The organism is Bacteroidota bacterium (assembly GCA_025059945.1).
In the GTDB taxonomy this organism is placed as follows: domain Bacteria; phylum Bacteroidota; class Rhodothermia; order JANXDC01; family JANXDC01; genus JANXDC01.
In genome coordinates, this window is record JANXDC010000004.1 from 183,848 (window position 1) to 209,301 (window position 25,454).

At 63.7% G+C, this 25,454-nt stretch carries 22 protein-coding genes; 15 read left to right on the forward strand and 7 right to left on the reverse strand.

What is annotated here, in order from left to right; translation table 11 throughout:
* The first annotated feature begins 9 nt into the window (after positions 1–9).
* The 8 genes from NZ993_02745 (at position 10) to dxs (ending at position 10,799) form a co-directional block, all read left to right on the forward strand.
* On the forward strand, positions 10–1,380 hold the full coding sequence (locus NZ993_02745) for a TolC family protein (protein ID MCS7154714.1): 1,371 nt from the start codon (positions 10–12) through the stop codon (positions 1,378–1,380).
* A 13-nt stretch (positions 1,381–1,393) separates the two neighbouring features.
* Complete coding sequence (locus tag NZ993_02750; protein MCS7154715.1) at positions 1,394–2,509, forward strand: efflux RND transporter periplasmic adaptor subunit; 1,116 nt, start codon at positions 1,394–1,396, stop codon at positions 2,507–2,509.
* Positions 2,510–2,522: 13 nt separating this feature from the next.
* Complete coding sequence (locus NZ993_02755; GenBank protein ID MCS7154716.1) at positions 2,523–5,942, forward strand: efflux RND transporter permease subunit; 3,420 nt, start codon at positions 2,523–2,525, stop codon at positions 5,940–5,942.
* Between the two features lie 149 nt (positions 5,943–6,091).
* Positions 6,092–6,850: a YebC/PmpR family DNA-binding transcriptional regulator gene (locus NZ993_02760; GenBank protein ID MCS7154717.1), complete on the forward strand. Its 759-nt coding sequence runs from the start codon at positions 6,092–6,094 to the stop codon at positions 6,848–6,850.
* Positions 6,847–7,395: a crossover junction endodeoxyribonuclease RuvC gene (gene ruvC, locus NZ993_02765; GenBank protein ID MCS7154718.1), complete on the forward strand. Its 549-nt coding sequence runs from the start codon at positions 6,847–6,849 to the stop codon at positions 7,393–7,395. The genes NZ993_02760 and ruvC overlap by 4 nt, the downstream gene beginning before the upstream one ends.
* A 14-nt stretch (positions 7,396–7,409) precedes the next feature.
* Positions 7,410–8,609 carry an exodeoxyribonuclease VII large subunit gene (xseA, locus tag NZ993_02770; GenBank protein MCS7154719.1) on the forward strand — a complete coding sequence of 400 codons (1,200 nt, stop codon included), beginning with the start codon at positions 7,410–7,412 and terminating at the stop codon, positions 8,607–8,609.
* A complete protein-coding gene (gene xseB / locus NZ993_02775; GenBank protein MCS7154720.1) occupies positions 8,606–8,836 on the forward strand; it encodes an exodeoxyribonuclease VII small subunit in 231 nt (76 codons plus the stop codon). Before xseA ends, xseB begins: the two co-directional genes overlap by 4 nt.
* Before the next feature lie 13 nt (positions 8,837–8,849).
* Complete coding sequence (gene dxs / locus NZ993_02780) at positions 8,850–10,799, forward strand: 1-deoxy-D-xylulose-5-phosphate synthase (protein MCS7154721.1); 1,950 nt, start codon at positions 8,850–8,852, stop codon at positions 10,797–10,799.
* Here dxs and NZ993_02785 read toward each other — a convergent pair.
* From NZ993_02785 to NZ993_02810, 6 genes are all read right to left on the reverse strand, one after another.
* A complete protein-coding gene (locus tag NZ993_02785; protein MCS7154722.1) occupies positions 10,790–11,749 on the reverse strand; it encodes a hypothetical protein in 960 nt (319 codons plus the stop codon). The genes dxs and NZ993_02785 overlap by 10 nt on opposite strands.
* A 10-nt stretch (positions 11,750–11,759) precedes the next feature.
* Complete coding sequence (dnaB, locus tag NZ993_02790; protein MCS7154723.1) at positions 11,760–13,265, reverse strand: replicative DNA helicase; 1,506 nt, start codon at positions 13,263–13,265, stop codon at positions 11,760–11,762.
* Complete coding sequence (locus NZ993_02795; protein MCS7154724.1) at positions 13,262–14,026, reverse strand: uracil-DNA glycosylase; 765 nt, start codon at positions 14,024–14,026, stop codon at positions 13,262–13,264. Before NZ993_02795 ends, dnaB begins: the two co-directional genes overlap by 4 nt.
* Positions 14,027–14,032: 6 nt before the next feature.
* Positions 14,033–14,884, reverse strand: a complete 852-nt coding sequence (locus NZ993_02800) for a proline dehydrogenase family protein (protein ID MCS7154725.1) — start codon at positions 14,882–14,884, stop codon at positions 14,033–14,035.
* Positions 14,885–14,957: 73 nt separating this feature from the next.
* Complete coding sequence (gmd, locus tag NZ993_02805; protein ID MCS7154726.1) at positions 14,958–16,031, reverse strand: GDP-mannose 4,6-dehydratase; 1,074 nt, start codon at positions 16,029–16,031, stop codon at positions 14,958–14,960.
* 14 nt (positions 16,032–16,045) lie between these two features.
* Positions 16,046–16,987, reverse strand: a complete 942-nt coding sequence (locus NZ993_02810; protein MCS7154727.1) for a GDP-L-fucose synthase — start codon at positions 16,985–16,987, stop codon at positions 16,046–16,048.
* A 119-nt stretch (positions 16,988–17,106) separates the two neighbouring features.
* On the opposite strand from NZ993_02810, the gene purE reads away from it, so the two are divergent.
* The 4 genes from purE to NZ993_02830 all read left to right on the forward strand — a co-directional run bounded on the left by purE (position 17,107) and on the right by NZ993_02830 (position 21,969).
* Entirely contained in the window at positions 17,107–17,598 is a 492-nt protein-coding gene (gene purE / locus NZ993_02815) for a 5-(carboxyamino)imidazole ribonucleotide mutase (GenBank protein ID MCS7154728.1), read from the forward strand.
* The gene (locus NZ993_02820; GenBank protein MCS7154729.1) at positions 17,598–18,743 is read left to right on the forward strand and encodes a 5-(carboxyamino)imidazole ribonucleotide synthase; all 1,146 of its coding nucleotides are present in this window, start codon (positions 17,598–17,600) and stop codon (positions 18,741–18,743) included. The genes purE and NZ993_02820 overlap by 1 nt, the downstream gene beginning before the upstream one ends.
* Before the next feature lie 297 nt (positions 18,744–19,040).
* Positions 19,041–20,018 carry a HAMP domain-containing histidine kinase gene (locus tag NZ993_02825; GenBank protein ID MCS7154730.1) on the forward strand — a complete coding sequence of 326 codons (978 nt, stop codon included), beginning with the start codon at positions 19,041–19,043 and terminating at the stop codon, positions 20,016–20,018.
* Positions 19,993–21,969 (forward strand): response regulator, encoded by a 1,977-nt coding sequence (locus NZ993_02830; protein MCS7154731.1) that lies wholly within the window; start codon positions 19,993–19,995, stop codon positions 21,967–21,969. The genes NZ993_02825 and NZ993_02830 overlap by 26 nt, the downstream gene beginning before the upstream one ends.
* Here the strand turns inward: NZ993_02830 and NZ993_02835 are convergent.
* A complete protein-coding gene (locus NZ993_02835) occupies positions 21,966–23,246 on the reverse strand; it encodes a DUF1343 domain-containing protein (protein MCS7154732.1) in 1,281 nt (426 codons plus the stop codon). The two genes, NZ993_02830 and NZ993_02835, sit on opposite strands and share 4 nt — an antisense overlap.
* Positions 23,247–23,419: 173 nt before the next feature.
* On the opposite strand from NZ993_02835, the gene NZ993_02840 reads away from it, so the two are divergent.
* Genes NZ993_02840 through NZ993_02850 form a run of 3 tightly spaced genes read left to right on the forward strand, consistent with a single transcriptional unit; the run spans position 23,420 to position 25,447 of the window.
* On the forward strand, positions 23,420–23,737 hold the full coding sequence (locus NZ993_02840; protein ID MCS7154733.1) for a hypothetical protein: 318 nt from the start codon (positions 23,420–23,422) through the stop codon (positions 23,735–23,737).
* Between the two features lie 8 nt (positions 23,738–23,745).
* Entirely contained in the window at positions 23,746–24,642 is an 897-nt protein-coding gene (locus tag NZ993_02845; GenBank protein ID MCS7154734.1) for a histone deacetylase, read from the forward strand.
* A 16-nt stretch (positions 24,643–24,658) separates the two neighbouring features.
* The gene (locus NZ993_02850) at positions 24,659–25,447 is read left to right on the forward strand and encodes a cyclase family protein (GenBank protein MCS7154735.1); all 789 of its coding nucleotides are present in this window, start codon (positions 24,659–24,661) and stop codon (positions 25,445–25,447) included.
* Positions 25,448–25,454 lie beyond the last annotated feature (7 nt).

The following is a 25,454-nucleotide window of genomic DNA, read 5'->3' on the forward strand; positions in this document are numbered from 1 at the left end:
GAATCCACTATGCGTGTCCTTACCCTGATAGGGCTTTGCTGTTTGGGTCCCATACCGGTCGAAGCCCAAAGCGCAGGGCGGCCGCTTCGATTGGAGGATGCTCTGCAGATAGCCTTGGATCGCAACCGTCAACTGCGGGTGGCCGTGCTCGAGTGGGAGCGCGCCCAACAGCAGGTGCGCGAATCCTGGGGCAACGTCTACCCTGAGATCACGGCGCAGACGCAGTACACGAACAACGTCAGGCGTCCGGTTTTCTTCTTCCCGGATTTCACGGCCGAGCCGGGCCCGGATGGCAAGCGTCCCCTGCGGCCCATCACGGTGGGGGCGCTTAACGCCTGGAACACCGTCCTTACGGTTCGGCAAGCGCTCTTTCAGGGTCAAGTCTTTGTGGGGCTCGGTGTGGCCCAAGTGTACGAAGAGTTGGCTGAGGAGGCCCTGCGCGGCTCCAGCCTGCAGGTCGTCACGGCCGTCAAACAAGCTTTCTACGGGGTGCTGCTGGCACAGGAGCAGCTGCGCCTGGTGCAGCAGAGTATAGAGCGGACCGAGGCCGCCCTGCGGGAAGCCCGGGCCCTGCAGGCCCAGGGGCTGGTTTCCGGCTATGACGTGCTGCGTCTGGAGGTGCAGCTGGCAAACTTGCAGCCCCAGCTGATCCGGACACAGAACGGGGTAGAGGCAGCCAAAAACGCTCTAAAAGCCCAGATCGGCTTGGATGTGGAGGCTCCGATCGAAGTCTCGGGCGCCTTGGCCTATGCCGACGCGCGTCCGATACCGAGCCTAGAGGAGGCTTTCGCTATAGCCCAGGAGCGGCGCTCGGATCTGCGTCAGGCGCGGATTCGGGCGCGCCTGGAGGCGCAGCGCGTGGCGGCCGAGCGCGCCGCTTTGTATCCGAGCTTGTACGCCTTCGCCAGTTGGCAGGGGCAGGCTCAAGGCGAACAATTCCGCTTCTTCGGCATGGGGGACCCCCAACAGCGTTTCGTGAGCAGTTTGGCCGTTGGGCTGCAGCTGCAGGTGCCGATTTTTTCGGGCTTTCGCCGCATCGCTCGCATCGAGCAGGCGCAGCTGGGCTATCGACAGGCGCGGACCCAACAGGAGCAGCTTGAGGAGCTGGCCAAGGCCGAGCTGCGGACTCTGATCGGCAACCTGCGCGAGGCCCTAGCCCGCGTAGAGGCTCAGAATCGGGCCGTAGAACAGGCGCGAAAAGGCTATGAGATCGCCCGTGCTCGATATCGCGAGGGAACCGGTAGCCAACTAGAGATCACCGACGCCGAGTTTCTGCTTACACAGGCCGAAGTCAATCGACTGCAGGCCATCTACGATGCCCTCATCGCCCGGGCCGAGCTGGATCGGGCGATGGGCCATGTGCCCGAAATCGAAAAGTAAAGGAGCTAGATCCGTGCACACACTGCGGTTGCTTTCCTACGGCATTGGCGCTCTCGTGCTCATCGGATGTCAGCGCCCCGAGGCGGGCGGCTCTGCGCGCTCACCCCAGGAGACCACGATCCAACTTCAGCCGGCCGCCGCCTCGGAGCGCATCCTGAATGTGGAGGTCACTCCCCTGCAAGAGAAGCCCTTTGACGCCTTTTTGCGGCTTACGGGCACGGCGGCGGCTTATTACGATCTGCGCCTGGCCGCAGAGGAGGGCGGGCGTGTGGCCAAGGTATACGCCGACAAGGGCGCCTACGTCTCGGCCGGAGGGGCTATTGTAAAGCTCGATGACACGCTCTTGCGCACGGCTCTCGAAGAGGCCGAGGCGTCTCATGAACTAGCCAAGGAGACCTACGAGCGGCAGCGGCGCCTGTGGCAGGAGGACTCGATCGGAACCGAGCTTCAGTACCTGCAGGCCCGCTATGCGTATGCGGCCGCCCGTTCTAAGCTGGAGACGCTGCGCGCCCGCCTGGAGAAGACCGTCGTGCGCGCCCCGGTCTCGGGGATTGTGGATCGTCTTTTCGTGCATGAGGGCGAAATGGCCGCTCCCGGCGCCCCTGTGGCTCGTTTGGTTCACGTGGACCGGATCAAGGTCACGGCCGGGGTGCCGGAGCGCTGGGCTGAAAGGATTCGGCCGGGCATGCCTGCGCAGCTGTCCTTCGACGTCCTGCCGGGCAGAACGTTTCGGGGTCGCATTGCTTACGTGGGCCCATCCATCGATGCGCAAAACCGCACGCTTCCGATCGAGGTGGAGATCCCCAATCCCGGTCGGCTGATCAAGCCTGAGATGGTGGCCGAGCTCCGAATCTTGCTAACGCGCCTGCCGGCCGCCCTCGTGGTTCCCAAGGCCGTGCTGGTGCGCACAGAAGCCGGCTTCCAGGTTTTCGTGGCCGCTCGGCAAGCCGATGGCTCTTATCGGGCCGAGGCGCGCCGGGTGGAGCTGGGCCCTGAAAACGAAACCGAGGTCGTCGTAACCAAGGGTCTTGCTCCCGGAGAGCTGCTTATCACTGTCGGATACGAGAAGCTCAATCCCAACGACCGGGTCCGGATCCTGAACCCGGTTCAACCCGTGGCGATCAAGTAAGGAGACCCCGATTATGGCCGCTGTGCAGCAGGGTTTTCCGGGAAACGGAGCTTCAGGGCCGCGCAGGTTTGGGCTCACGGAATTGGCCGTACGCTATCGAACCGCCGTTTTCGTGCTCGTGGGCCTCATCGTAGTGGCCGGTTTGATGGCCTACGTGAGCGTGCCCAAGGAGTCCGCCCCCGAAGTCGAGGTGCCGACCATCATCGTCGCCACCCCTTACCTTGGGGTCTCTCCCGGAGACATCGAGACGCTCGTCACCCGGCCCATCGAGACAGCCCTGAAGGCCATACCCGGGGTGAAGCAGATCACCTCCAAGTCCCGAGAGGGCTACAGCCAGGTCACCGTCGAATTTGTGGCCGGCACCAACATGGAGGAGGCGCTGCAGAAGGTCCGGGAAAAGGTCGCGCTGGCCAAGACGAAGCTTCCGGCCGACGCCGATGAGCCCGTCATCCAGGAGATCGATTTCTCCCAGTTCCCGATCCTACAGGTGAACATATCCGGCGACTACAGCCTCGTAGTGCTCAAAAAGATCGCCGACGACCTCAAGGAGCGTTTTGAGCAGGTCCCGCAGGTGCTCGAGGTGACCGTATCGGGCGGGCTGGACCGAGAAGTGCAGGTCTACGCCAGCCTGAACCGGCTTAAGTATTACAACCTCACCTTCACGGATCTGGTGAACGCCATTCGGGCCGAAAACCTCACCATACCGGGCGGGAATATCGACTTCGAAAGCCGTCGCTTTGCGGTGCGCGTGCCTGGGGAGTTTCGCGACCCCCTGGAAGTCCAGGACTTGGTGGTAAAAACCGTAAACGGCCGGCCCGTGTATGTGCGCGACGTGGCGGTGGTGGATTTCGGCTTCCGGGAGCGCTCCAGTTACGCCCGCTTAAACGGGCAGCCGGTGGTGACGCTTTCCGTCAAAAAGCGAAGCGGAGAGAACATTATCGCAACGGCCGAGCAGATTAAGGCCATCTTGGCCCAGGTCAAGCCCAGTCTGCCGCCCGGGGTGCGGATCGACATCACGGGCGATCAGTCCAAGACGATCGCCGTCATGGTGCACGACCTGCAAAATCACATCATCGCCGGGCTTATTCTGGTGGTGGCCGTGCTGCTCTTCTTCATGGGCGTGCGCAACGCCGTGCTCGTAGGCGTGGCGATCCCGATCACGATGCTGCTCACCTTCATCGTGATCTGGGCCCTGGGCTATACCATGAACATGATTGTGCTCTTCAGCCTGGTGCTCGCGCTGGGGATTTTGGTCGACGACGCGATCGTGGTCGTGGAGAACATCTACCGCTACGTTGAGGAGGGCTACGATCGCGTTACAGCCGCCCGGTTGGCCACGGCCGAAGTGGCCGTGCCCGTGATCACGGCCACGCTCACGATTTTGGCGGCCTTTTTCCCGCTGCTTTTCTGGCCGGGCATCGTGGGCGAGTTCATGAAGTACCTGCCCATCACGGTGATCATCGCCCTTACTTGCTCTCTGTTTGTGGCCCTTGTGATCAATCCGGCCATAGCGGCCACGTTTATGCGTCGGGAGGGCGAGCGCGGCCCCGGCCTGCATCGCAACGCCAAGATTTTGCTCGCCCTGGGTATGGGCCTTTTCGGCCTTCTGGCCCTGCTCGTAAGCTGGGTGACGTTTCTGGTCTTGGTGGTGGGCTCCGTGCTGGCCTGGGCGGCGGGCCGCTGGTTGCTGAAGCCCGCCATTCGGTGGCTCATGCATCAAGGTATGCCTCTGTTGAGCGCGCGCTACGAAAGCCTGCTGCGTTGGGGGCTCCGCCACCGGATGCTCGTGCTGGGGGGGACGTTTGGCATCTGGGTGCTCACCTTCCTGCTTTTCGCCCTGTTGAATGCTGGGGTGGAGTTCTTTCCCAACACCCCGCCTCGGACGGTAGCCGTAAACCTGGAATTCCCACCCGGTACCACCTTGGATCGCACCGATGAAGCCGTGCGCACCGCGGAGCAGGTCGTCTCGCGCTTGCCCGGCAGAGAGGATGCAGAGTCCATTGTGGCCATCTCCGGTGGGGCCGCCGATCCCTTTGGCTTTTCCGCTGGCGGCAGCGGAGGGCTCAACAAGGGCAGTGTGACGCTCAACCTGATCGACTACCACAAGCGTCAGCACGACGCCTTCCAGACTCTGCGCCAGATCCGCCAGGTCGTGCCGGAGGCTATAGCTGGGGCCGACGTGTCCGTGGTACGCAATAACATCGGGCCGCCCACGGGCCTGCCCATCAACATCGAGATCATCGGGGATGATTTTCAGGTGCTCAAGCGGCTTTCGGATCAGGTGCTTGAGACCCTCAAGCGCTCTCCCGTGTATGCCAAGCTCGACGGGTTAAAGAGCGACATGAACGACGTTCGGCCCGAGCTCGTGGTGCACATCGACCGGGAGCGGGCCGCCCTCTACGGGGTGAACACGCAGATGATCGCCTCCACGATCCGAAGCGCCATCAACGGCGTGGAGGCCGGCAAATACCGGGACGGCGAGGACGAATACCCCATCACCGTGCGGCTTTCGCCCGAAGATCGCCTATCCCCAGAGGTGCTGGCCAACCTGGTGGTGCTCAAAGAGGGCCGGCAGATCCCCTTAAGCGCCGTGGCCCGCTGGGAGCTCACCGAAGGGCTGGGCACGGTCAACCGCAAGGACCTCAACCGCGTGGCCACGGTCTCGGCCAACGTCAAGGACGAATACAACGCGAACGCGGTCCTGGGCGAGGTGCGTGCCCTCTTGGAGGGCTTTGAGCTCCCACCAGGCTACACGATGCGCTTTACAGGCCAGCGGCAGGAGCAAGAGGAGGCCTCTCGTTTTCTGGGCCGCGCTTTCTTGATTGGCCTGCTGCTCATTCTGCTCATTATGGTGGCGGAGTTCAACTCCGTCGTCAAGCCCCTTATCATCGCCACCTCCGTGTTGCTTTCCATCATCGGGGTGCTTTGGGGCTTGATCCTGTTTCGGATGCCCTTCTCCATCATCATGACGGGCCTGGGCATCATCAGCCTAGCCGGGATCGCCGTGCGCAACGGGATTGTGCTCGTCGACTACGCGGATCTATTGCGCGCTCGCGGAATGCCGCTTGAGGAGGCCGTGGTTCGAGCCGGCCGCACCCGGTTGCGGCCCGTGCTGCTGACGGCCTCCACGGCCATCTTGGGTCTTGTGCCGCTTACGGCCGGCATGAACATCGACTTCCTAGGGCTGGTTACTCGTCTGGAGCCGGACTTCTTCTGGGGTGGTGAGCAGTCCGCCTGGTGGGGGCCGATGGGCGTGGCCGTGATCGTAGGACTAACGGTGGCCACGTTCTTGACGCTCGTTGTTGTGCCCGTTATGTACGTGATGGTCGAGCGGGGTCGCGCCTGGTTCCGGCGTACTTTTACATTGGCCGACTCCGTGCCGGTGGCCGAGCTGCCTGTTGCCTCAGCGGAGGTCGAATCACGCCCTGCTTAGCCTACTCCAAACGCCTCCGGGCGTTCCTCTCCTCCTTCGAAGCCGGTCCGCCCGAAAGCGGGCCGGCTTCATTGCGCCCGGCCCCTCCATATGGCTATTTTTAGCCGGGCGCCTTTCTTCTCAAGCGCAGCTAAGCTAGGCAGCGCATTATGGCGGGGCACAGCAAATGGGCGCAGATTAAGCGCAAAAAAGCCGTTGTCGATGCCAAGCGGGGCAAACTGTTTACCAAGCTCATCCGCGAGATCACGGTGGCCGTGCGCGAAGGTGGCCCCGATCCCGATGGCAACCCCCGGCTCCGGTTGGCCATCGAAAACGCGCGCGCCGTGAACATGCCCAAGGAAAACATCGAGCGGGCCATCAAGAAGGCCGCAGGCCAAGACCAGGCCGAAGCCTACGAAGCGGTGACCTACGAAGGCTATGCGCCCGGCGGGGTGGCGATCTATATCGATGCGCTCACGGACAACCCTAACCGGACCGTGGCCGAGGTGCGTCATCTTTTCAGCCGCCATGGGGGCAACCTGGGCACCTCCGGCAGCGTGGCTTACCTGTTTGAACGCAAGGGCATCTTGCACGTGCCCGCCGACGGGGTGCGGGAGGAGGATCTGCTGCAGGCCATCTTGGACGCCGGAGCTGAGGACCTGGCTCTGGAAGGGGACGTATACGTGGTCACCACCCCGCGCGAGGCCTTCGCCCCTGTTCGGGAGGCCCTTCTAGCGGCCGGCTTCCGCATGGAGAAGGCCGCCCTTGAGATGGTGCCCACGACGACCGTCAAAGTCGATCCCGAAACGGCCCGTCGGGCATTGCGGCTCATCGAGGCTCTGGAGGACTTAGACGACGTGCAGGCCGTCTACACGAACCTGGAGATGGACGAAGAGACGGTGGCCGCGCTCTCTGAGGCGGGCGCATGATCATCTTGGGCATCGATCCGGGCTCCCGTCGCACCGGGTTTGCCGTGTTGGAGGCGGACTCTAGGGGCTGCCTGCTCCGGGGGTTTGGTGCGCTCGAGCTCACCTGCCGGGCCCCGCATCCGGAGCGGCTCGAAGAGCTTTACCGGCGCCTGCGGCAGATCATGCGCCATCATCGGCCTCATGTCTGCGCTCTGGAGATGCCTGTTTACGGACGCGACCCCCAAGCTATGCTCAAATTGGGGCGCGCTCAAGCCGCGGCCATGCTGGCCGCCGCGCATGAGGGCGTGCCGGTGGTCGAATACCTGCCGGCGCAGGTCAAAAAGGCCGTCACCGGACGCGGAAGCGCCTCCAAGGAGCAGGTGTGGCGTACCTTATGCGCTCTTCTGGGGTTGTCCGGAGAGCAAAAGCCCCCTTCATCCGACGCCTCCGATGCGCTGGCCGTGGCCTATTGCCACGCCCATCGAGATCAGGCGAGCGCAAGAAAGCCCCGGCGCGGCTGGAAGACCTTCGTAGAGGTCCACGCCGATCGGATTAGCTTGCCCTAGAAGCCGTGAGCTTGATGGAGCATACTGAGGTACGCCCCCTCACCGTGGGGGAGCTTACGCGCGCCATTCGCCTTACGTTGGAGGCAGGTTTCGACGACCTCTGGGTGGTAGGGGAGGTTTCGAATTTTCGCCAACACGGAAACGGGCACTGGTATTTTACGCTTAAAGACGCCGAGGCTGCCTTGGAATGCGTAGTTTGGCGTCAGCGTACCTCCTATATGCCCTTTCGGCCCGAGGACGGCATGCAGGTGCGCGCCCACGGCGGCATCACGGTCTACGAACGGCAGGGGCGCTATCAGCTTGACGTCGACCGGCTTCAGGCTGACGGCATCGGAGCCCTGCAACGGGCCTTTGAACTGCTAAAGGCGCGTCTGCACGCCGAGGGGCTTTTTTCTAAGGCACGTCAACCGCTTCCCCCCTTCCCGAGGCGAATCGGGATCGTCACCTCGCCTACGGGAGCGGCCCTGCAGGATATGCTGCGCATCCTCAGACGGCGCTTTCCCCTTGTAGAGGTCCTCGTTTATCCTGCCCGCGTGCAGGGGGTGGGGGCGGCCGATGAGATCGCAGCCGGTATCGCGTACTTCAACCGCTGCGAACCCGTTGACGTGCTCATCGTGGGCCGCGGTGGGGGGTCGGCCGAGGACCTGTGGGCCTTCAACGAGGAGGTCGTCGTGCGGGCGGTTTTCGGCTCGCGCATCCCCGTTGTGTCCGCTGTGGGCCATGAGATCGATATCACCCTTTGCGATCTGGCCGCTGACGTGCGCGCGGCTACGCCCTCGAACGCGGCCGAGCTCGTGGTGCCGGATCAAGTCGAGCTCCGGGATCGGCTTCTCAGGCAGGCTCAGCGGTTGGAGGCGACTCTCCGCGCCATGCTGCGCTGGCAGCGGGAGCGCTTAGGGGCCCTGCGCAACCGACACGGGCTGCGCCGGGCGCTCGATCTACTGCGCGAGCGCGAGCGCTGGCTTTCGGATCTGGCCGAACGGCTTGCGCGGGCCATCGCGTGGCGGCTAGAGCGGGAGCGTGCGCATTTGGAGCAGCTACGGATGCGGCTTGCTGCCCAACGGCCTACGGTGCCCCTTGAACGCGGTTTTGCCTTGGTCTGGCACGATGGCCACCTGATACATCAGGCTCGGGAGCTAACCGCCGGAGATCGGATTGAGCTGGAGTTTTATGACGGTCGCTTGCCGGCTCGTATCGAAGGGAGATCTGCATGAGCGAACACCCCGAACATCCTTTGAGCTTCGAAGAGGCGTTGCGGGAACTGGAGGCGATCGTGCAATCGTTGGAGTCCGCGCACGTAGCCCATATCGGGCTTGAGGAGGCGATTCGCCGCTACGAACGGGGCATGGCGCTTATTCGCTATTGCCTGCGGCAACTGGATGAGGCCACGCTGCGGGTTCGGCAAATCGCCTCAGACTTCCAGGACGAGGCCTCCACGTAAAGCGAGGGCGCGCATGTCGTTCACCCCAGGTCTCCTGCTTCGGCAGATCGACGAGCCGGCCGATTTGCGCCGTCTACCCCTCAATCAGCTCCCTCAGGTTTGCGAGGAGCTCCGGCAGTATATCATCGATGTCATTTCGGTGATTGGCGGCCACTTCGGCGCCAGCCTCGGGGCCGTAGAGCTGACCGTGGCGCTGCATTACGTCTACCAGACCCCGTATGATCTGCTCGTCTGGGATGTGGGGCATCAGGCCTACGGGCACAAGATCCTCACTGGGCGTCGAGATCGCTTCCCCACCAATCGTCAGTACGGGGGTCTGAGCGGCTTTCCCAAGCGCGGTGAAAGCCCCTATGACACCTTCGGTGTGGGGCACGCCTCTACCTCGATTTCGGCCGCCCTGGGCATGGCCATAGCCCGAGATCGCAAGGGCGAGCGCGACCGAAAGGTCGTAGCGGTGATCGGCGACGGGGGGCTTACCGGAGGCATGGCCTTTGAAGCGCTCAACAACGCGGGGGCTCTCAAGACCGATCTGCTCGTGGTGCTCAACGACAATCAGATGTCCATCGACCCCAACGTGGGGGCGCTTAAAGAGTACTTGGCGGAACTGGCGGCCACAAAGACCTTTAACCGCATCCGAGACGAGATCTGGAAGTGGCTCGGGCATCTTAAGGGTCTAGGTGAGCAGCTGCGCCATGTGGCCGCGCGTCTGGAAGATGCGCTCGTGGCCGCTTTTACGCCGGGGATGTTCTTTGAGGCATTGGGCTTTCGCTACTTTGGCCCCATAGACGGCCATGACGTGTTCCGGCTAGTGCGCGTGCTGGAGGATCTGCGCGCGCTACCCGGCCCCAAGCTGCTCCACGTGGTCACGGTCAAGGGAAAGGGCTTCGGGCCCGCCGAGCGGGATCAGGTCAAATGGCACGCACAGGGCCATCCCTTCGACAAGATCACTGGCCAACCGCTTAAGGGCGCCGACGCTCCCAAGGCTCCGAACTGGCAGGACGTCTTCGGCCGGGCCCTTGTGGAGCTAGCCCAAAGCGATGAGCGTGTGCTCGCCATCACGGCCGCCATGCCTACGGGCACAAGCGTGCGCCTGCTCATGGAGGCCATGCCGGATCGCGCTTTTGACGTGGGCATCGCCGAACAGCACGCCGTCACGTTCGCAGCCGGATTGGCCACGCAGGGCTTCCGACCCTTTGTGGCCATCTATTCGACTTTCCTGCAGCGGGCCTACGATCAGATCATCCACGACGTCTGCCTGCAGCAGCTGCCGGTCATTTTTTGCATGGACCGGGCTGGGCTCGTGGGGGCTGACGGCCCCACGCATCATGGGGCCTTCGATATCGCGTATCTGCGCTGCATTCCAAACCTCGTTGTGGCCGCGCCCATGGACGAACAAGACCTGCGGGATCTCCTGTACACGGCCCTGCACCATGAGGGGCCCTTTGCGATCCGCTATCCGCGAGGGCCCGCTACGGGCATGCCCTTGCGGCCCGGATTTGCGCGCATCCCCATCGGCCGGGGCCGCAAGCTGGCTGATGGAACGGATCTGGCCCTGCTGAGCTACGGACACATCGGAACGCACGCGATGCGGGCCCGTCAGCTGTTACAGGAGCGCGGCATTTCGGCCGCTTGTTACGATATGCGTTTCGTCAAGCCTCTCGATACGGCTTTGATTGATGAGGCGGCCGAACGCTACCCGGTTTTGGTCACCATAGAGGACGGCGTCCTCATGGGCGGCTTCGGAAGCGCCGTTCTCGAATACCTGGCCGAGCGCGGCTACTCGGGGCACGTGCTGCGTCTGGGGCTACCGGACCGCTTCGTTGAACACGGCTCCCCGGCCGAGCTGTACGCCGAGGTGGGGTTGGATCCCGCCGGCATCGCGGCGCGCGTGGAGGCCTTCTGGCGTGTCCGGGCGCATTCCTCCGAGCACGCCCCCGTCGGCTCCGGATCCGGCTACTCCTGATTGCGGATCAGGCGCAGGGTGCGCAACAGGACCACCTCAGGAGGGTTGGGGTCGAGTCGGAAGTAGGGTGACTCCTTGAGCAGAGCTTCTATGCGGGCCCGATCTGACTCCCCAGCCTGGCGATTGCTATAACGGCCGAAAAAGAGCACCCAGAGACGGCCGTGTATCGGGTCCGGTTTCTCGAGCATCTCCACCTCCCATCGGTTAGCCGAAAGGAAGGCCCGCACCTGGACCGCTTGATCGGCGCTGGCAAGCGTTACGATACGGACCGTCCACACCAACGGGTCCTCCGACCGGTTTTCGGCGGGCAGCGGGGAGCCGGATAAAGGGCGATCATGGAGATAGAGCAGCCCTACACGGAGTCCCCAGAGCGCGTCTTTTGTACGGGGGTTGGCCAGGTGGCTTGTGTTATCCCAGTAATCCTGCAATGGAAGCCAGGCCTCCACCAAAACGCGCACGGCCCAGCGGGGGTGTATTTCCCGGGCCAGGCCGATCCGAAGGGGAAAAGCGCTCCCCAGCCCGCTGTAGGATTCTCCCGGGGCGCGTGTTTCCGGAAGGCTGCGAAGCCGCGCGCCCGAGGCGTTCTGCGGTTCTAGCCACATAAGGCCGGCACCGGCCTCAAGCACAGGATACCAAGACTCCGCCCCTAGTCTGGGGGTCCAGCGCAAAAGCAGGCTGAGGTACATCGGGTCGGCCTGGATTGAGCTGGGCAGCTGGGGATGTTGGCTCAGCCAAAGGGGACGAACGCGGGCTTGGAAGGGTAACCAGCCCCACTCGGCCCCCAACCAGGCGTCGGGCCATAGTTCCCGGGCCCCGCCTATGCTCAGTCCCAGCCGCCAGGGCCCCGGATCATAATCCCCCCGAAAGACCGTGGGGCCTATTTGCCCGTGTACGGCCCAAGCGCCCTGCCCGAAGGCCGGGGAAAACGGCCAGAAGAGCACAAAAAGCACCAGAGGGGGCCTAAAAAGGCGCGTTCGCGGGGGGAGAGCCGGGATAAGAGGCATATATCGTGTCCAAGTTCTCGAAGCGTGCGTACTGATCGATAAAGGCCAGGTACACGGTCCCCACTGGTCCGTTGCGTTGTTTGCCCACGATCAGCTCGGCAATGCCCTCGGTGGGGTTGCCCCGTTCGTCGACTTTGACCCCGTAGCGTTCGGCGCGGTAAATAAAGAGCACGACGTCCGCATCTTGCTCGATCGAGCCCGACTCGCGCAGATCTGATAGCTGAGGCCTTTTATCAGCCCGGAGCTCCACGGCGCGCGACAGCTGCGAAATCGCGATCACGGGCACGTCGAGCTCCTTGGCCAGGGCCTTAAGGGAGCGCGAAATCTGCGCGATCTCCTGTTCTCGGCTCTGTGCGCCTCGCAATCCGTGCATGAGCTGCAGATAGTCGAGCACAATGAGCCCGATGTCGTGCTCGTTTTTTAGGCGTCGGCACTTGGCGCGTAGTTCGAGCACGTTCATCGAGGGCGTATCGTCAATAAAGATCTTAGCCCGGGATAACACGCCGGCTGCGCGCGCCAACCGGGGCCATTCGTCGTCATGGAGTTTGCCCGTGCGCAGCGCCTGGGCGTCAACGCGCGCTTCAGCGCACAGAAGCCGTTGGGCGATCTGCGTGGCCGACATCTCCAGGCTAAAGATCACAGCCGCCGTAGGTTTGCGCGGGTGCAGGGCCGCGTTGCGCACGGCCGAAAGCACGAAGCTCGTTTTGCCCATCGACGGGCGCGCGGCCACGATGATGAGATCCGAGGGCTGCCAGCCCGCGGTGAGCTCATCGAGCTTATGAAACCCGGAGGGCACGCCCGTAACCCCTCCGTCGCGGCCATGCAGAGCCTCAAGGCGCTCCAGGGTCTCTTTGAGCACGTCGTTCATGCGCTGCGCCGGCCGCCGCATGCCCGCGGCAGATAGCTGGAAGATCTCCTGCTCGGCCTGATCGAGCAACTGGAATGGATCGGCGTCCTCCTCGAAAGCGCGCTGCGCTATGTGAGAGCCCAGGGAAATCAGCTCCCGCAAGATGGCCTTCTCCAGAACGATGCGGGCGTGATATTCGACGTGGACGCTGGAGGCCACCTGCGCGGTCAATCCGGCCAGATACGCCACCCCGCCCACCTCCTCCAGGCGTCCCTGCCGGCGCAGCTCTTCCTGGACCGTGATCAAGTCCACGGGGTCGCCCCGTTCGAAGAGCTCCATAATCGCCTGGTAGATCCACCGGTGTCCGGGGTGATAGAAGGCTCTTGGGGGAAGGATTTCGATCGCCTTGGGGATCGCTTCGCGGCTTGTGAGCAGGGCTCCCAGTATCGCCTGTTCCACCTCTACAGCCTGAGGAGGCAGGCGGCCTCCGGGAGGGTTCGGCCGCGTCGGAGGAGAGCCCGAAACCGGGGTGGACCCCAAAAGAGGGTTGGGCTCTGAGAAGGCTCCCAGCAGGTCCTCAACGCGTCTGGGCAGATCTTTACCTCGGCCGCTCATGACCCGATGAGTTCATCATATCGACGGCGCAGCAGCTGTACGTCCTCCCAGACCAGCCGTTTCCAGCCCGGGTTGCGCAGCAAAGCGGCTGGATGGTAGGTGACGACTACCTCCGCTCCATAGAACGGATGCAAGCGCCCCCGGAGCTGAGAAAGCGGCTCCGTGGTCTGCAGCAACGCCGTGGCCGCATGCCGACCCAAAGCTAAAATAAGCCGAGGGCGGATAAGGTCCAACTGCCGCAGCAAGTACGGACGACAGGCCGCGACCTCCTCGGGCTCCGGGTCCCGGTTGTATGGAGGGCGGCATTTGAGCACGTTGCAGATGTAAACCTCATGGCGCGTGAACCCAATGGCAGCCAAGATACGATCCAGAAGCTGACCGGCTTTGCCCACAAAGGGGACCCCTGTGGCGTCTTCGTCGGCCCCTGGGGCCTCCCCGACCAGCACAAGACGCGCCTGGGGGTTGCCTGTTCCGAAGACGACGTGCCGACGGGTGCGCGCCAGCCGACATTGCGTGCAAGGTCGCACCAGAGCCTCTAGCGTTTCCAGATCCCGTATGCCTCGCAGGGCTTCCGGAAGCGCCTCGCCGAGCGCTTCCCAGGGATCGGCGGGGCGGTTTCCCTTGCTAGCCCCTTCGGAGGAGGAGGGCTGGGCCGGCTTTGCCGAGGCGCATAGCAGCTCCGGGCCAAACACCTCCACCTGGTAGGCGAGGAAAGCGCGGATCTGCCGCAACAGCTCCAGAAGCTCCCCTTCGGCTCGCATCGGGCCTTAGGCTCTGAAGAGGTTCGTGAGCACGAACCAGACGTTCTCCTTGCGTTCCCGCAACCGACGGCTGAAGTACGGCAGCCATTCCCGGCCGAAAGGCACGTACACGCGCATGCGGTAGCCTTCCTCGACCAAACGCACCTGCATCTGCGGCCGGATACCGTATAGCATCTGAAACTCGAAGCGATCGGCGGTTATGCCCTTTTCTTGGGCGAAAGCTTTGGTGGCCGCAATAAGGCGGTCATCGTGGGTGGCGATGGCCGGATAGCGGCCGTGCTCCAAAAGGCGACGCATGTACTGCAAGAAGCGCTCGCGGATCTGATCCATGCGCTGGTACGCGATCGAGGGCGGCTCCTTGTAGGCGCCTTTGCAGAGCCGGATCTGGGCACCCCGAGCGATCATGCGCTCTACGTCTTGCTCGGTCCGGTACAGATAGGCCTGTAGAACCGTGCCGACGTTTTCGGGGTAGCGATCGTGGGCCTCCTCGAACAGATCCAAAATGGCTTGGGTCAGATCAGAGCCCTCCATGTCGATGGTGATAAACTGGCCAAGGGCGTGGGCTTTTTCCAAAAGCCGAAACAATCCTGCACGCGCCAGATCGCGGTCGATTTTCAAGCCCAGCATGCTGAGCTTGATGGAAACGGTGGCCTCCAGCTGAGCCTTCTGGATGCGCTCGAGCAGCTCTAGGTAATCACGAGCGGCCTTTTCGGCCCGCGCGCGGTCCGTTACGTATTCGCCTAAAAGATCCAGCGTGACCCCGATCCCGCGTGCGTTGAGCGCGCGCACCTTGGGGACCGCCTCCTCGAACTGCTCTCCGGCCACGAAGCGACGGGCTAGGGCAAAGGGCAGTCGCATACAGCGCCTCTTTCCGGATTAGATCGGCGAAATATCGGCCAATGGTCGCGGATCGGGCAACGAGAGGGCGCCGTCAATCCTCCGTTGCATGGGAGACGGGGGGATGGAGGATGGCCTGTAGGTCCTCTCGTACCATTTCTCGGATAAGCTCTTCGAAAGTGTAGCGCGGGCACCACCCCAGTCGTTCCCGGGCCTTCGTCGCGTCTCCCTGCAGGATGTCCACCTCGGTGGGGCGAAAATATCGGGGATCGATTTCGATGATGACCTCACCGGTCCGCGCGTTGACCCCCTTTTCATTTACGCCCTTCCCTATCCAGTCGATAGGGATGTCGACCTCCCGAAAGGCTAGCTCGCAGAGCTCCCGCACGGAATGCGTCTCGCCTGTGGCGATGACGTAATCGTCCGGCTCCGGCTGTTGGAGCATAAGCCACATGGCCTCTGCATAATCGCGCGCATGCCCCCAGTCGCGACGCGCCTCCAGGTTGCCGATGTAGAGCTTCTTTTGCAGGCCCAGCTTAATGCGGGCCGCCGCGCGCGTGACTTTACGCGTTACAAAGGTCTCGCCCCGAATCGGAGATTCGTGGTTAAACAGGATCCCGTTGCAAGCGAAGATCCCGTAGGCTTCTCGGTAGTTGACCGTGATCCAGTAGGCGTAGAGTTTAGCCACGGCGTAGGGGCTACGGGGATAGAAGGGGGTGGTTTCTCGTTGCGGTACCTCTGGGGCCTTGCCGAAAAGCTCGCTTGTGGAGGCCTGATAGAACTTGGTGCGATCCGTGAGCCCCAGGATGCGGATCGCCTCCAGCAACCGCAGTGTGCCCAAGGCGTCGGCGTTGGCCGTGTACTCCGGGGTTTCGAAGGAGACCTTGACGTGGCTCTGAGCGGCCAAGTTGTAGATTTCGTCGGGCTGCACCTCCTGGATGATCCGAATCAGGTTCGTGGAGTCCGTCATGTCCCCGTAATGCAGAAAGAAGCGCGTGCCGGGCTCGTGGGGATCCTGATACAGGTGATCGATGCGCTGCGTGTTAAATAGGCTAGAGCGGCGCTTGATGCCATGCACCTCGTAACCCTTCGAGAGCAGCAGCTCGGCCAAGTACGCGCCGTCTTGGCCTGTGATGCCGGTGATGAGCGCGCGTTTGGGGCGCAACATAAAGCCCTCTCCCGCTAAGCGGCCGAGGAGGCCACTTGGCTTAAGTACCAGGCGTATGTCTGTCGGATGCCCTCTTCTAGCCCGATCTTCGGGGCCCAACCCAGGGCGCGCAGCCGCGAAACGTCTAGTAGCTTGCGTGGGGTGCCGTCGGGCCGCGTCTGGTCCCATTGGATGGGGCCTCGATGTCCGACGATGCGCTGTACGAGCTCAGCCAGCTCTCGAATCTCCAGATCCTCCCCCGTGCCCACGTTCAGAAACTCATAAGGGAACTCGGGCAGGTTCATCACAAACAGACAAGCTTCGGCCAGGTCGTCGACGTGCAGAAACTCCCGACGCGGGCTGCCCGTGCCCCAGAGCACCACGGGCCGATCCGGAAGCGCCTCGTGGAACTTGCGAATAAAGGCCGCCAGCACGTGGCTGGTCTCCAGATCGAAGTTATCCCCCGGACCGTAGAGGTTGCTCGGCATCAGGCACCGAAAGTCCGTGCCGTACTGCCGATTGTAGGCCGCGCAAAGCTTTAACCCGGCGATTTTGGCGATCGCATAGGGCTCGTTGGTGGGCTCCAGCGCGCCCGTTAGCAGGTCTTCTTCCCGAATAGGCTGAGGGGCGAACTTCGGATAAATACAGGAGCTGCCCAAAAAAAGCAGCCGCTTGACCCCGAAGCGCCAGGCCGCATGTATGAGGTTGGCCTCTATAAGGAGGTTTTCGTACAAAAACTCCGCTGGACGGGTAGCGTTGGCCCAGATGCCGCCAACCTTGGCGGCGGCTACGAATACGTACTCCGGGCGCTCCCGCTCGAAGAACGCCTCCACCTCAGCCTGCCGCAACAGATCCAGCTCCTGTCGGGTGCGCAGGATGAGGTTCCGATAGCCGGCGGCTTGAAGCCGACGTAGGATCGCGGAGCCGACCAGCCCGCGATGGCCGGCCACGTAAATGCAGGCGTCCCGGGGGATCATCGTTTTCTCATTTTGTAAGCGAGCGCAACAAAATAGTCCGACTGGAGCTCGCGCGCAATCGTTGTCCGGGCCCGCTAGAGCGCCCTAACTTCTGGCTCGATCCAACAGCGGAGCGAAGTATGCGCGTTGGGGTGATCATGGGCAGTCGTTCAGACTGGCCGGTTATGCAGGAGGCCTGTCGCATGCTCGAGCGCCTGGGCATTCCGTATGAGGCGCACGTGGTCTCGGCCCACCGAACGCCGGACTGGATGTTTCAGTACGCCGAATCGGCCCGGGAGCGCGGCATCGAGGTCATTATTGCGGGCGCCGGAGGGGCCGCGCACCTTCCGGGCATGACCGCCTCGAAGACGACGCTGCCCGTAATCGGGGTGCCCATAACCACTCGAGCCCTGGGGGGGCTGGATTCGCTGCTGTCGATTGTGCAGATGCCCGCGGGCGTGCCGGTGGCCACGGTCGCCATCGGAGAGGCGGGGGCGCGCAACGCGGCTCTGCTGGCGGCGCGTATGCTCGCGCTCAAATACCCGGAGCTCGTAGAGCGCCTGGAAAACTACCGGCGCGAGCTAGCCGAGGAGGTGCTCAGCTGGACGTTGCCCCCAAAGGAGGAGGCCTGATGAGCGCTCTTGCTCCTCCGGCGCGAATCGGGATTCTGGGCGGCGGCCAGTTGGGGCGTATGCTGGCTCTTGTGGCGCGCCGGATGGGCTATCGGGTGCTGGTGCTGGACCCCAGCCCAGATAGCCCAGCCGCCCAGGTGGCCGACCGACAGATCACGGCCCCGTACGAAGACCTAGAGGCCGTGCGCGCTCTGGCGCGGGCTTGCGAGGTGGTGACGTTTGAGTTCGAAAACGTCGACTCCGAGGCCGTACGCGCCCTGGAGGCCGAAGGAATCCGCGTGCACCCTCCGGCCGAAGCCCTCTGGATTGGCCAGAACCGGCTGCGGGAAAAAACGTTTTTTCGCTCTTTGGGCCTACCCACGGTGGCCTTCGAGCCCATAGATAGCCCAGAGGCCCTTGGGCCGGCCTTGGAGCGTATCGGCTTTCCCGCCGTGCTCAAGAGCTGCGAGGGGGGCTACGACGGCAAGGGCCAGTGGGTACTGCGAGATTCGGCCTCTGTGGAGAACGTCTTAAGGGAGCTGGATCCCAACCGTGGGCCGTGGATCCTGGAGCGCTGGGTCGCCTTTGAACGCGAAATCAGCGTTTTGTTGGCGCGCACCGCAGAGGGGCGCCTTGCCGTCTTCCCGGTCTTCGAAAACACCCATCGGGAGGGCATTCTCTTCGAGACCCGCTTTCCGGCTCGTCTGCCCTCCTCCGTAGCTCGGCGCGCGCAAGGCTACGCCCGGCGGCTGGCCGAGGGGCTTCGCTACGTGGGCCTGCTGGCCGTGGAGATGTTCGTGCTCCCCGATGGCGCCGTGCTGCTAAACGAAATGGCCCCTCGCGTGCACAACTCCGGTCACGTCACCTGGGAGGCCGCCTATACGTCGCAGTTTGAACAGCACCTGCGCGCGATCTGCGGTCTGCCGCTTGGAGACGGGCGCGCGCGCAGCCGCGGTGTTATGCGCAACCTGATCGGTCCCTTCGACGGGGCGGGCCTTGAGGGGCTAGAGGCGCTTCTGCGAGAACGAAACGTCTTCTTCCACTGGTACGGCAAGGCCGAAGTCCGACGCGGCCGCAAAATGGGGCATATCACGGCCATCGGGGGAAGCTGGCCGGAACTGCTGGCCCGCCTGGAGCGCGCCTGGCAGGGCCTGCGCTGGCGTTGAGTGTGCGCTCGATCTCGAGAGGGACGGTTAGGCCAGGCTTGACCGCTTTGAATTCTAAAGTTTATCTTCTTTTGCTAAAAAAGTCTGACCTGCAAGGGGTTGGATACAAACCGGAGGGGAGGGAGAAGAGGAGCGCATCGAAAGCCATTCCACCTTATGCTGCCTGAAGTCCCTATGCTGGGTCGCTGGCTTTTGCTTATAACACGACGCGCCCTCCGGGAGCGAGTAAATGCCCTCCTGGGGTCCCAATCGATCTGGGTTTGGGCTGAGGGTCCAGAGCCTTGGGAGCAGCCCTCTGTGGGCGCTGTTGTAGACTGGGCCGCGCTGGAAAGATATCAGGCGCGCCTGCATCAGCGCAAAGCCGCCGAAAGACCTCTTTTCTGGCCTGTGTTGTGTCTGGTTTCCCGGCGTAAGTTCCCCGATCTGCGGCCGTATTGGGGGGAGCTTGTCGACGAGGTAGCCGCGCTGCCGCTGGAGCCGGCCGAGCTACAGGCGCGCCTGCGTTTTCTGGAGCAGGTGCGCGAGCATACGCGCGCCCTTCGCCGGCGTCAATGCGAGCTTGAGGCTTTCTTCCGAGGCGTCGCGCACGATCTGCGGGCGCCGCTGCGGATCATCGACGGGTACGTAGAGGCCCTGCGCGAAGACCTGGGCCCTCTGCTGAAGCCGGAGGCGGATCGGTTTCTGGAGCGGATCCGGGCCTCGGCGCATCAGCTGAGAGTGCTCGTAGATCGGCTATATGCCTTCTGTCAGCTGGGCTTCAAAGAGCCCACCGCGTTGCGGCCCATTCAAGTTCGGCCCGTACTGGAGCAGACGCTAGCGGCCCACCGGGAGGTTGCGGCCGCGCGTCGGGCTGAGTTTAGCGTCCTAGGCCCCGATGCCTGGGTCTGGGGGGATACGAGCCTGTTGCGTACGGGCGCAAGCGAACTCCTGCGAAATGCGCTTACCTACGTATCGCCCGGCCTGGCCCCTTGGGTGCGCATAACGGTGCAGCCGGGCCCCCGTTGGGTGCGGATCGCCTTTGAGGACAACGGGATCGGGGTTCCCCCAGAGCACCAAGAACGCATCTTCGAGCCCCTTGTGCGCCTGCATGGGCCAGAGGCCTACCCCGGTACGGGCATGGGCTTGGCGATCGCGCGCAAGGCCGTCGAGCTCATGGGCGGCCGCATAGGCTTGCAGGCCGGCCCGACTCAGGGCAGCGTGTTTTGGATCGAACTGTTGCGCGCCGAGGCCGATGGATCCAGGGGGGCGCATGAGGATCTGGATTATAGACGATAATCCCGACGATCGGCTGCTGCTAGTGCGGCGCCTTCGTACCGCCTTTCCGGATGCCGAGTTTCGGGAGATTCGCAGCGCCGCCGAGTTTGAGGAGGCTTTGGCTACAGCGCCCCCGGACGTAGTGCTCACCGATTATCGGTTGTTCTGGGCCACGGGTCTAGAGGTGTTGGAGGCCCTCAAGGCCCGTCTTCCGTATCTGCCGGTGCTCATGGTCACGGACACCGGAAGCGAAGAGGTGGCCGCGCAGGGCATGAAGCAGGGGCTAGCCGATTACGTGCTGAAGCAACACCCGGCCCGGCTGCCTGTGGCCATCGAGGAAGCCTTAGCCAAAGCCCGCCTGCGCCGGGAACGCGACCAGGCCCTGCAGGAGCTTGCGCGCTCCGAGGCGCGCCATCGGGCGATCGCCGAACTCATCTCCGATATGGCCTACGAGGCGCAGCTGGAGCCGGAGGGCGGGCTTCGGTACCTGTGGCTGAGCGGGGCCTTTTTGCGCATCCTGGGGCTGGAGAGAACGACCCTCAACGAGGCCGGCGGCCTTGAACCCTGGGTGGTGCCGGAGGATCGGCCCCTTTGGCGGGCCCATCTGGAGCGGCTGCGCGCCGGACAGGAAAGCGTATGCCAACTGCGGCTTCTTGCCCAGGACGGCTCGGTGCGTTGGATTCGGGACTACGCTCGGCCGGCTGCGGCTGCCGACTCCGATGGCTCTGAGCGCATCTACGGGGCGGCGCAGGACATCACCCAGCAGTGTCGGGCCCTGGAAGCCGAGCGGGAAGCCCGTCGGCAGGCTGAGGAGATAAGCCAGCTCAAAAGCGCCTTTTTGGCCTCCATGAGCCATGAGATCCGAACCCCCATGAACGGCATCTTGGGGTTTGCCGAGCTCCTGCGCGAGGAGCTGGAGGTCCTGAAGCGGCCCGATCTTGTGGAGTTCGTGGACATCATCCAGCGTAGCGGCCAGCGTCTGCTGCGGCTGTTAGACGATATCCTCGATTTGAGCCGCATAGAGGCGGGAAAAGTCCAAGTCGACATCCGCCCCGTGCGTCTGCTTCCCCTTGTGGAGCAGGCCCTGGCGACCTTTCGGGCCCAGGCGCACAAAAAGGGGTTGCGTTTCAGCTGTCAGGTTCCGGCCGATCTGTTCTTGTCCGCCGATGAGCAGCGGCTCTATCAAGTGTTGCTGAACGTGATCTCCAACGCCGTAAAGTTCACCGAGGCCGGATGGATCCATGTGCTCGCCCGCAGGAAGGCCGATCACGTGCTCATCCAGGTTCAAGATACGGGCATAGGGATAGAGGCGGCCTTTCTTTCGCGCATCTTTGAGCCCTTTGCACAAGAGTCCACGGGTTGGGAGCGGCGCGCAGAGGGCAGCGGGCTGGGCCTTAGCATCACCAAGCGCTTAGTGGAGCTCATGGAGGGCTCCATCGAAGTGCGCTCCCGCAAAGGGGAGGGCACAACGGTCGAAATCCGGCTTCCGGCCGCTCAGGCCCCTCAGGAGTCCGTATCCGATGTCGAAAGGCAGGGACCTGATCCGGAGCACGTGGCCCTGCTTCGCGGTCTACTGCCTAGGATCTGGCTCATCGAAGATCATCCCGAAAGCGCTCGTTTTGTGGAGGAGGCGCTTCGGGGGCTGGTTCGGCTGCAGTGGGCGCCGAGCGGCGAGGAGGCCATGCGGCTCTGTCAAGAGGCCCAGGCTCGCGGGGAACGGCCCGATGTGGTGTTGCTGGATCTGCACCTACCGCATCCCTGGGAAGGGAGGGTCCTACGGGATGCGCTTCGGGCTCGCTGGCCGGCGCTGCTTGCGGTGCCCTTCATCGCGCAAACGGCTTATGCGACCGATCAGGATCGCGAACAAATCCAAAAGGCCGCCTTCGAGGGGTATCTGCCCAAGCCCATCACCCGAGAGGCCCTGCTGCGGACGCTCTGGGAGGTTCTTCGCGAGAAAACCTCGTCGTCCTAGTCCGGATAGAGCCGATACGGCCTTGTGCGGGCCCAAAAGGCGCGCGCCGCATCTAAAGCGTACCCCCTCGGACCCCAAAGCGCCCGCCTGTTGCCGGATTCGATCCATTGGCGCACCGCTTCAGTGCCCACCAGGCGATCGAAGGCCTCCGTGCGCCAGAAGGCCGTTCCTTGGCCGCGGACCCGCCACTGGGCATAAAGCAGGCGCACAAGCTCTAGGCCCAGCCGGACGGGTTGGAGGATCTCGGGTTTTCTTCGGGCCTCTTCGGTGAGCGTGATGTAGACCCCGTAGCAGCGCCGCCCCTTGTGCTTGGGATCAACGGCCATGCCCGGCACGTCCACGGGCGTAAAGGCGGTGTCTTGAAACCGCACCCCGGGCAGATTCAGCCGGTTTAACGCGCGCGCCAAGGCGAGCCCATCCACCCAAGGGGCGCCGATTAAGCGAAACGGCGCGCGGGTGCCGCGGCCTTCGCTTACCGTGGTGCCTTCGACGAGGCAGGTGCCCGGATAGAGCAGAGCCGTCTCCCAGTCCGGTATGTTCGGCGAGGGGGGCACCCAGCGTCGTCCCCAGTCCGGCCAGGTTCGGCTTCTGCGCCAGTTTGAGACGGGAATCACGCGCAGGTCCAACTGCTCCAGTCCTGGAAGCCAGCCCTCAGCCTGGATCATGCGCGCCAGTTCACCGGCTGTGAGCCCGTAGACGATCGGAATCGGATAAAGGCCCACAAACGAGCGCACTCGGGCCGTGTCCAGAATCGGTCCCTCTACGAGAGTTCCAAGCGGATTGGGGCGGTCCAGCACGACAAACGGGATGCCCGCTTGCGCCGCCGCCTGCATCGCCAGCCCCATGGTGCTGATGTACGTGTAGAAGCGCGCTCCCACGTCCTGGATGTCGTAGAGAAGCACCTCCACGTCGCGCAGCATCTGCGGAGTGGGCTTTCGGGTCGGTCCATAGAGCGAATACACGGGCACGCCCGTCTTGGGGTCTCGTTCATCCGCGATGGGTTCGCCGGCCGGGGCTGCGCCTCGGATCCCGTGCTCCGGCCCGAAAAGCGCCATCAGGCGCACGACCCCGGAGCGCGCCAGCGCATCGGCCAAATGCAGCGTATCCCCTAAAAGGGCCGTGTGATTGGTGATGAGCCCTATGCGCCGGTTGCGTAGCCACCCCCATCCCTGCTCGTAGAGGAGCTCAGCCCCGGTGCGTACGGGCGCGTTCTGCCCTCCGGGCAAAACCAAGCCGAGGGCAACCAGGCCTATCCAGAAGCTTGCAGGCTGGGGCATGGCAAATGCCTACGGTGCGCTCCTAAACATACGCAATGTTTTATGAATTTTGGCTGCTCTCTGGGCCCGCCTAGGCTTGTTGCAGGGCCGGAACCCCTCTCGTTGCGCGCTGTGTTCGAGCTAGGGGCCTGTAAAGGCATCGCGGGGATCCAAGTTGGCCCATAAAATACCTCATGAAACGCTACCCTGTGACCCCGGATGGGCGATACTTTGTGGCCAAGGGCCGGTTGTGGCGCTGCACGGATCCGGCTCTCTCGGAGGCGGAGAGGGCTTTTTGGGTTCGGGAGCTCATGCGGGCCCGGCGCATGGTGCGCGAGGCCAAGCGCACCGGAGATGCAGAGCAGCTCAGCCAGGCCCGGAAGGCGGTGGATCGAGCCAAGCGGGCTCTGGGAGAGCGGGGCACCCCCTGGTGGGGGGAAGGGCCGGATTGGACGGGAAAGCGCGTAGAGCACACCCCTTACCGGGACTGGTGGTTGGCCCTCAATGCTTAGGCGTCGACATGCGGGTTTACTACTCCGATCCATATGAGCTGCCCCTGCCGCCGGGGCACCGGTTTCCGGCCGGCAAGTACCGCATGCTGCGCCAACGGCTGCTCGCCTGCGGGCTAGTACGCGAGGCGGAGCTCGCCTTGGCTCCCATGGCGGACTGGGATGTGCTGGCCCGGGCGCATAGCCCGACTTACCTTGCTGCGGTCCGTTTCGGGGGGCTTTCCCAGGCTCAGCAGCGGCAAATCGGTTTCCCCTGGAGCCCAGAGCTTGTGCGCAGATCCCGGGCTTCCGTGGGGGGCACCCTGCAGGCCGTGCGCACGGCCCTGGAGGCCGGCATAGCGGGCAACCTGGCCGGTGGCACGCACCATGCGTTCGCCGACAGGGGGGCGGGCTTCTGCGTGTTCAACGACCTGGCCGTCTCGGCTCTGGAGGCTCTCGCCCAGGGTTGGGTGCGCCGGGTGGCTGTGCTCGACTTGGACGTGCATCAGGGCGACGGCACAGCCGCCTTGTTGCGCGGCCGACCGGGCTTGTGGACCGCAAGCGTGCACGCGCAGGCCAACTATCCGTTCCGCAAAGTGCCCTCGGACCTGGACGTGGGTCTGCCCGACGGCACAGAGGACGCCCCGTACCTGGAGGTCGTCCAGGCCGTGTTGCGGAAGCTGGAGCGTTTTCGGCCGGATCTCGTGCTCTACCAAGCCGGGGTCGATAGCTTGCGCGAGGATCGGCTCGGCCGTCTGGCGCTTTCCCTTGAGGGGTTGGCCAAGCGCGACGAGCTGGTCCTGTCCTGGGCCCGGCGCCTCAAGGTGCCGATCGCGCTCACCTTGGGTGGAGGCTACGCCGAGCCCATGGAACGCACCGTGGAGGCGCACTTGCAAACCTACCGCATCGCGCGGGAGCTTTTCGGATAGCAAGAAGGGTCTGGTTATGCGTGCGCGCGTCTGTCTTTTCACCTTGGCCCTTGGGGCTTGCCAACAAGCCCCTTTGCCTTTTCCGAGCGGCCGGCTTGTGGATCTGTCGCATCCCTACGATAGCCTCACGATCTATTGGCCTACGGACACGCTCGGATTTCGGCTTGAGCGGCTCTTCGAAGGCGTAACCGAGCGCGGCTACTTTTACGCGGCCAACCGCTTCGCCACGGCCGAGCACGGGGGCACGCATCTGGATGCCCCGATTCACTTCGCCCAAGGAGGCTGGAGGGCGGACGAGATCCCCCTGGATCGGCTTTTGGGCCCGGCCGTGCTGATCGACGTATCGGACTCATGCGCTCAAAATCGGGACTATCAAGTCCAAGTGGCCGACCTACAAGCCTGGGAGCGCGCACATGGGCGCATCCCGGATGGGGCTATCGTGCTGCTGCGCACGGGTATGGGCCGCTTCTGGCCGGATCGGACCCGTTATCTGGGCACAGCGCTTCGGGGCCCGGAGGCCCTCGCGCGGCTAAGCTTTCCTGGGCTGCACCCGGAAGCGGCCCAATGGCTTGTTCGGGAGCGGGCGATCAAGGCCATCGGCATCGACACCCCGAGCATCGACTATGGGCGTTCCGAGGACTTTCAGAGCCATCGGATCTTGGCCGCTCGGAACATCCCTGCTTTTGAAAACGTGGCCAATCTAGAGGCGCTGCCCCCGAAGGGCGCTTACGTCGTGGCGCTTCCTATGAAGATCCGGGGCGGTAGCGGCGGACCGCTGCGCATCTTGGCCATCGTGCCGCCGTAAGAACAAA

What these genes read in the sequence shown, in the direction of transcription:
- NZ993_02745 (MCS7154714.1), top strand. Translation starts at nt 10, where the DNA reads ATGCGTGTCCTTACCCTGATAGGGCTTTGCTGTTTGGGTCCCATACCG.
- NZ993_02755 (MCS7154716.1), top strand. Translation starts at nt 2,523, where the DNA reads ATGGCCGCTGTGCAGCAGGGTTTTCCGGGAAACGGAGCTTCAGGGCCG.
- NZ993_02760 (MCS7154717.1), top strand. Translation starts at nt 6,092, where the DNA reads ATGGCGGGGCACAGCAAATGGGCGCAGATTAAGCGCAAAAAAGCCGTT.
- ruvC (MCS7154718.1), top strand. Translation starts at nt 6,847, where the DNA reads ATGATCATCTTGGGCATCGATCCGGGCTCCCGTCGCACCGGGTTTGCC.
- xseA (MCS7154719.1), top strand. Translation starts at nt 7,410, where the DNA reads ATGGAGCATACTGAGGTACGCCCCCTCACCGTGGGGGAGCTTACGCGC.
- xseB (MCS7154720.1), top strand. Translation starts at nt 8,606, where the DNA reads ATGAGCGAACACCCCGAACATCCTTTGAGCTTCGAAGAGGCGTTGCGG.
- dxs (MCS7154721.1), top strand. Translation starts at nt 8,850, where the DNA reads ATGTCGTTCACCCCAGGTCTCCTGCTTCGGCAGATCGACGAGCCGGCC.
- dnaB (MCS7154723.1), bottom strand. Translation starts at nt 13,265, where the DNA reads ATGAGCGGCCGAGGTAAAGATCTGCCCAGACGCGTTGAGGACCTGCTG.
- NZ993_02795 (MCS7154724.1), bottom strand. Translation starts at nt 14,026, where the DNA reads ATGCGAGCCGAAGGGGAGCTTCTGGAGCTGTTGCGGCAGATCCGCGCT.
- NZ993_02800 (MCS7154725.1), bottom strand. Translation starts at nt 14,884, where the DNA reads ATGCGACTGCCCTTTGCCCTAGCCCGTCGCTTCGTGGCCGGAGAGCAG.
- gmd (MCS7154726.1), bottom strand. Translation starts at nt 16,031, where the DNA reads ATGTTGCGCCCCAAACGCGCGCTCATCACCGGCATCACAGGCCAAGAC.
- NZ993_02810 (MCS7154727.1), bottom strand. Translation starts at nt 16,987, where the DNA reads ATGATCCCCCGGGACGCCTGCATTTACGTGGCCGGCCATCGCGGGCTG.
- purE (MCS7154728.1), top strand. Translation starts at nt 17,107, where the DNA reads ATGCGCGTTGGGGTGATCATGGGCAGTCGTTCAGACTGGCCGGTTATG.
- NZ993_02820 (MCS7154729.1), top strand. Translation starts at nt 17,598, where the DNA reads ATGAGCGCTCTTGCTCCTCCGGCGCGAATCGGGATTCTGGGCGGCGGC.
- NZ993_02830 (MCS7154731.1), top strand. Translation starts at nt 19,993, where the DNA reads ATGAGGATCTGGATTATAGACGATAATCCCGACGATCGGCTGCTGCTA.
- NZ993_02835 (MCS7154732.1), bottom strand. Translation starts at nt 23,246, where the DNA reads ATGCCCCAGCCTGCAAGCTTCTGGATAGGCCTGGTTGCCCTCGGCTTG.
- NZ993_02840 (MCS7154733.1), top strand. Translation starts at nt 23,420, where the DNA reads ATGAAACGCTACCCTGTGACCCCGGATGGGCGATACTTTGTGGCCAAG.
- NZ993_02845 (MCS7154734.1), top strand. Translation starts at nt 23,746, where the DNA reads ATGCGGGTTTACTACTCCGATCCATATGAGCTGCCCCTGCCGCCGGGG.
- NZ993_02850 (MCS7154735.1), top strand. Translation starts at nt 24,659, where the DNA reads ATGCGTGCGCGCGTCTGTCTTTTCACCTTGGCCCTTGGGGCTTGCCAA.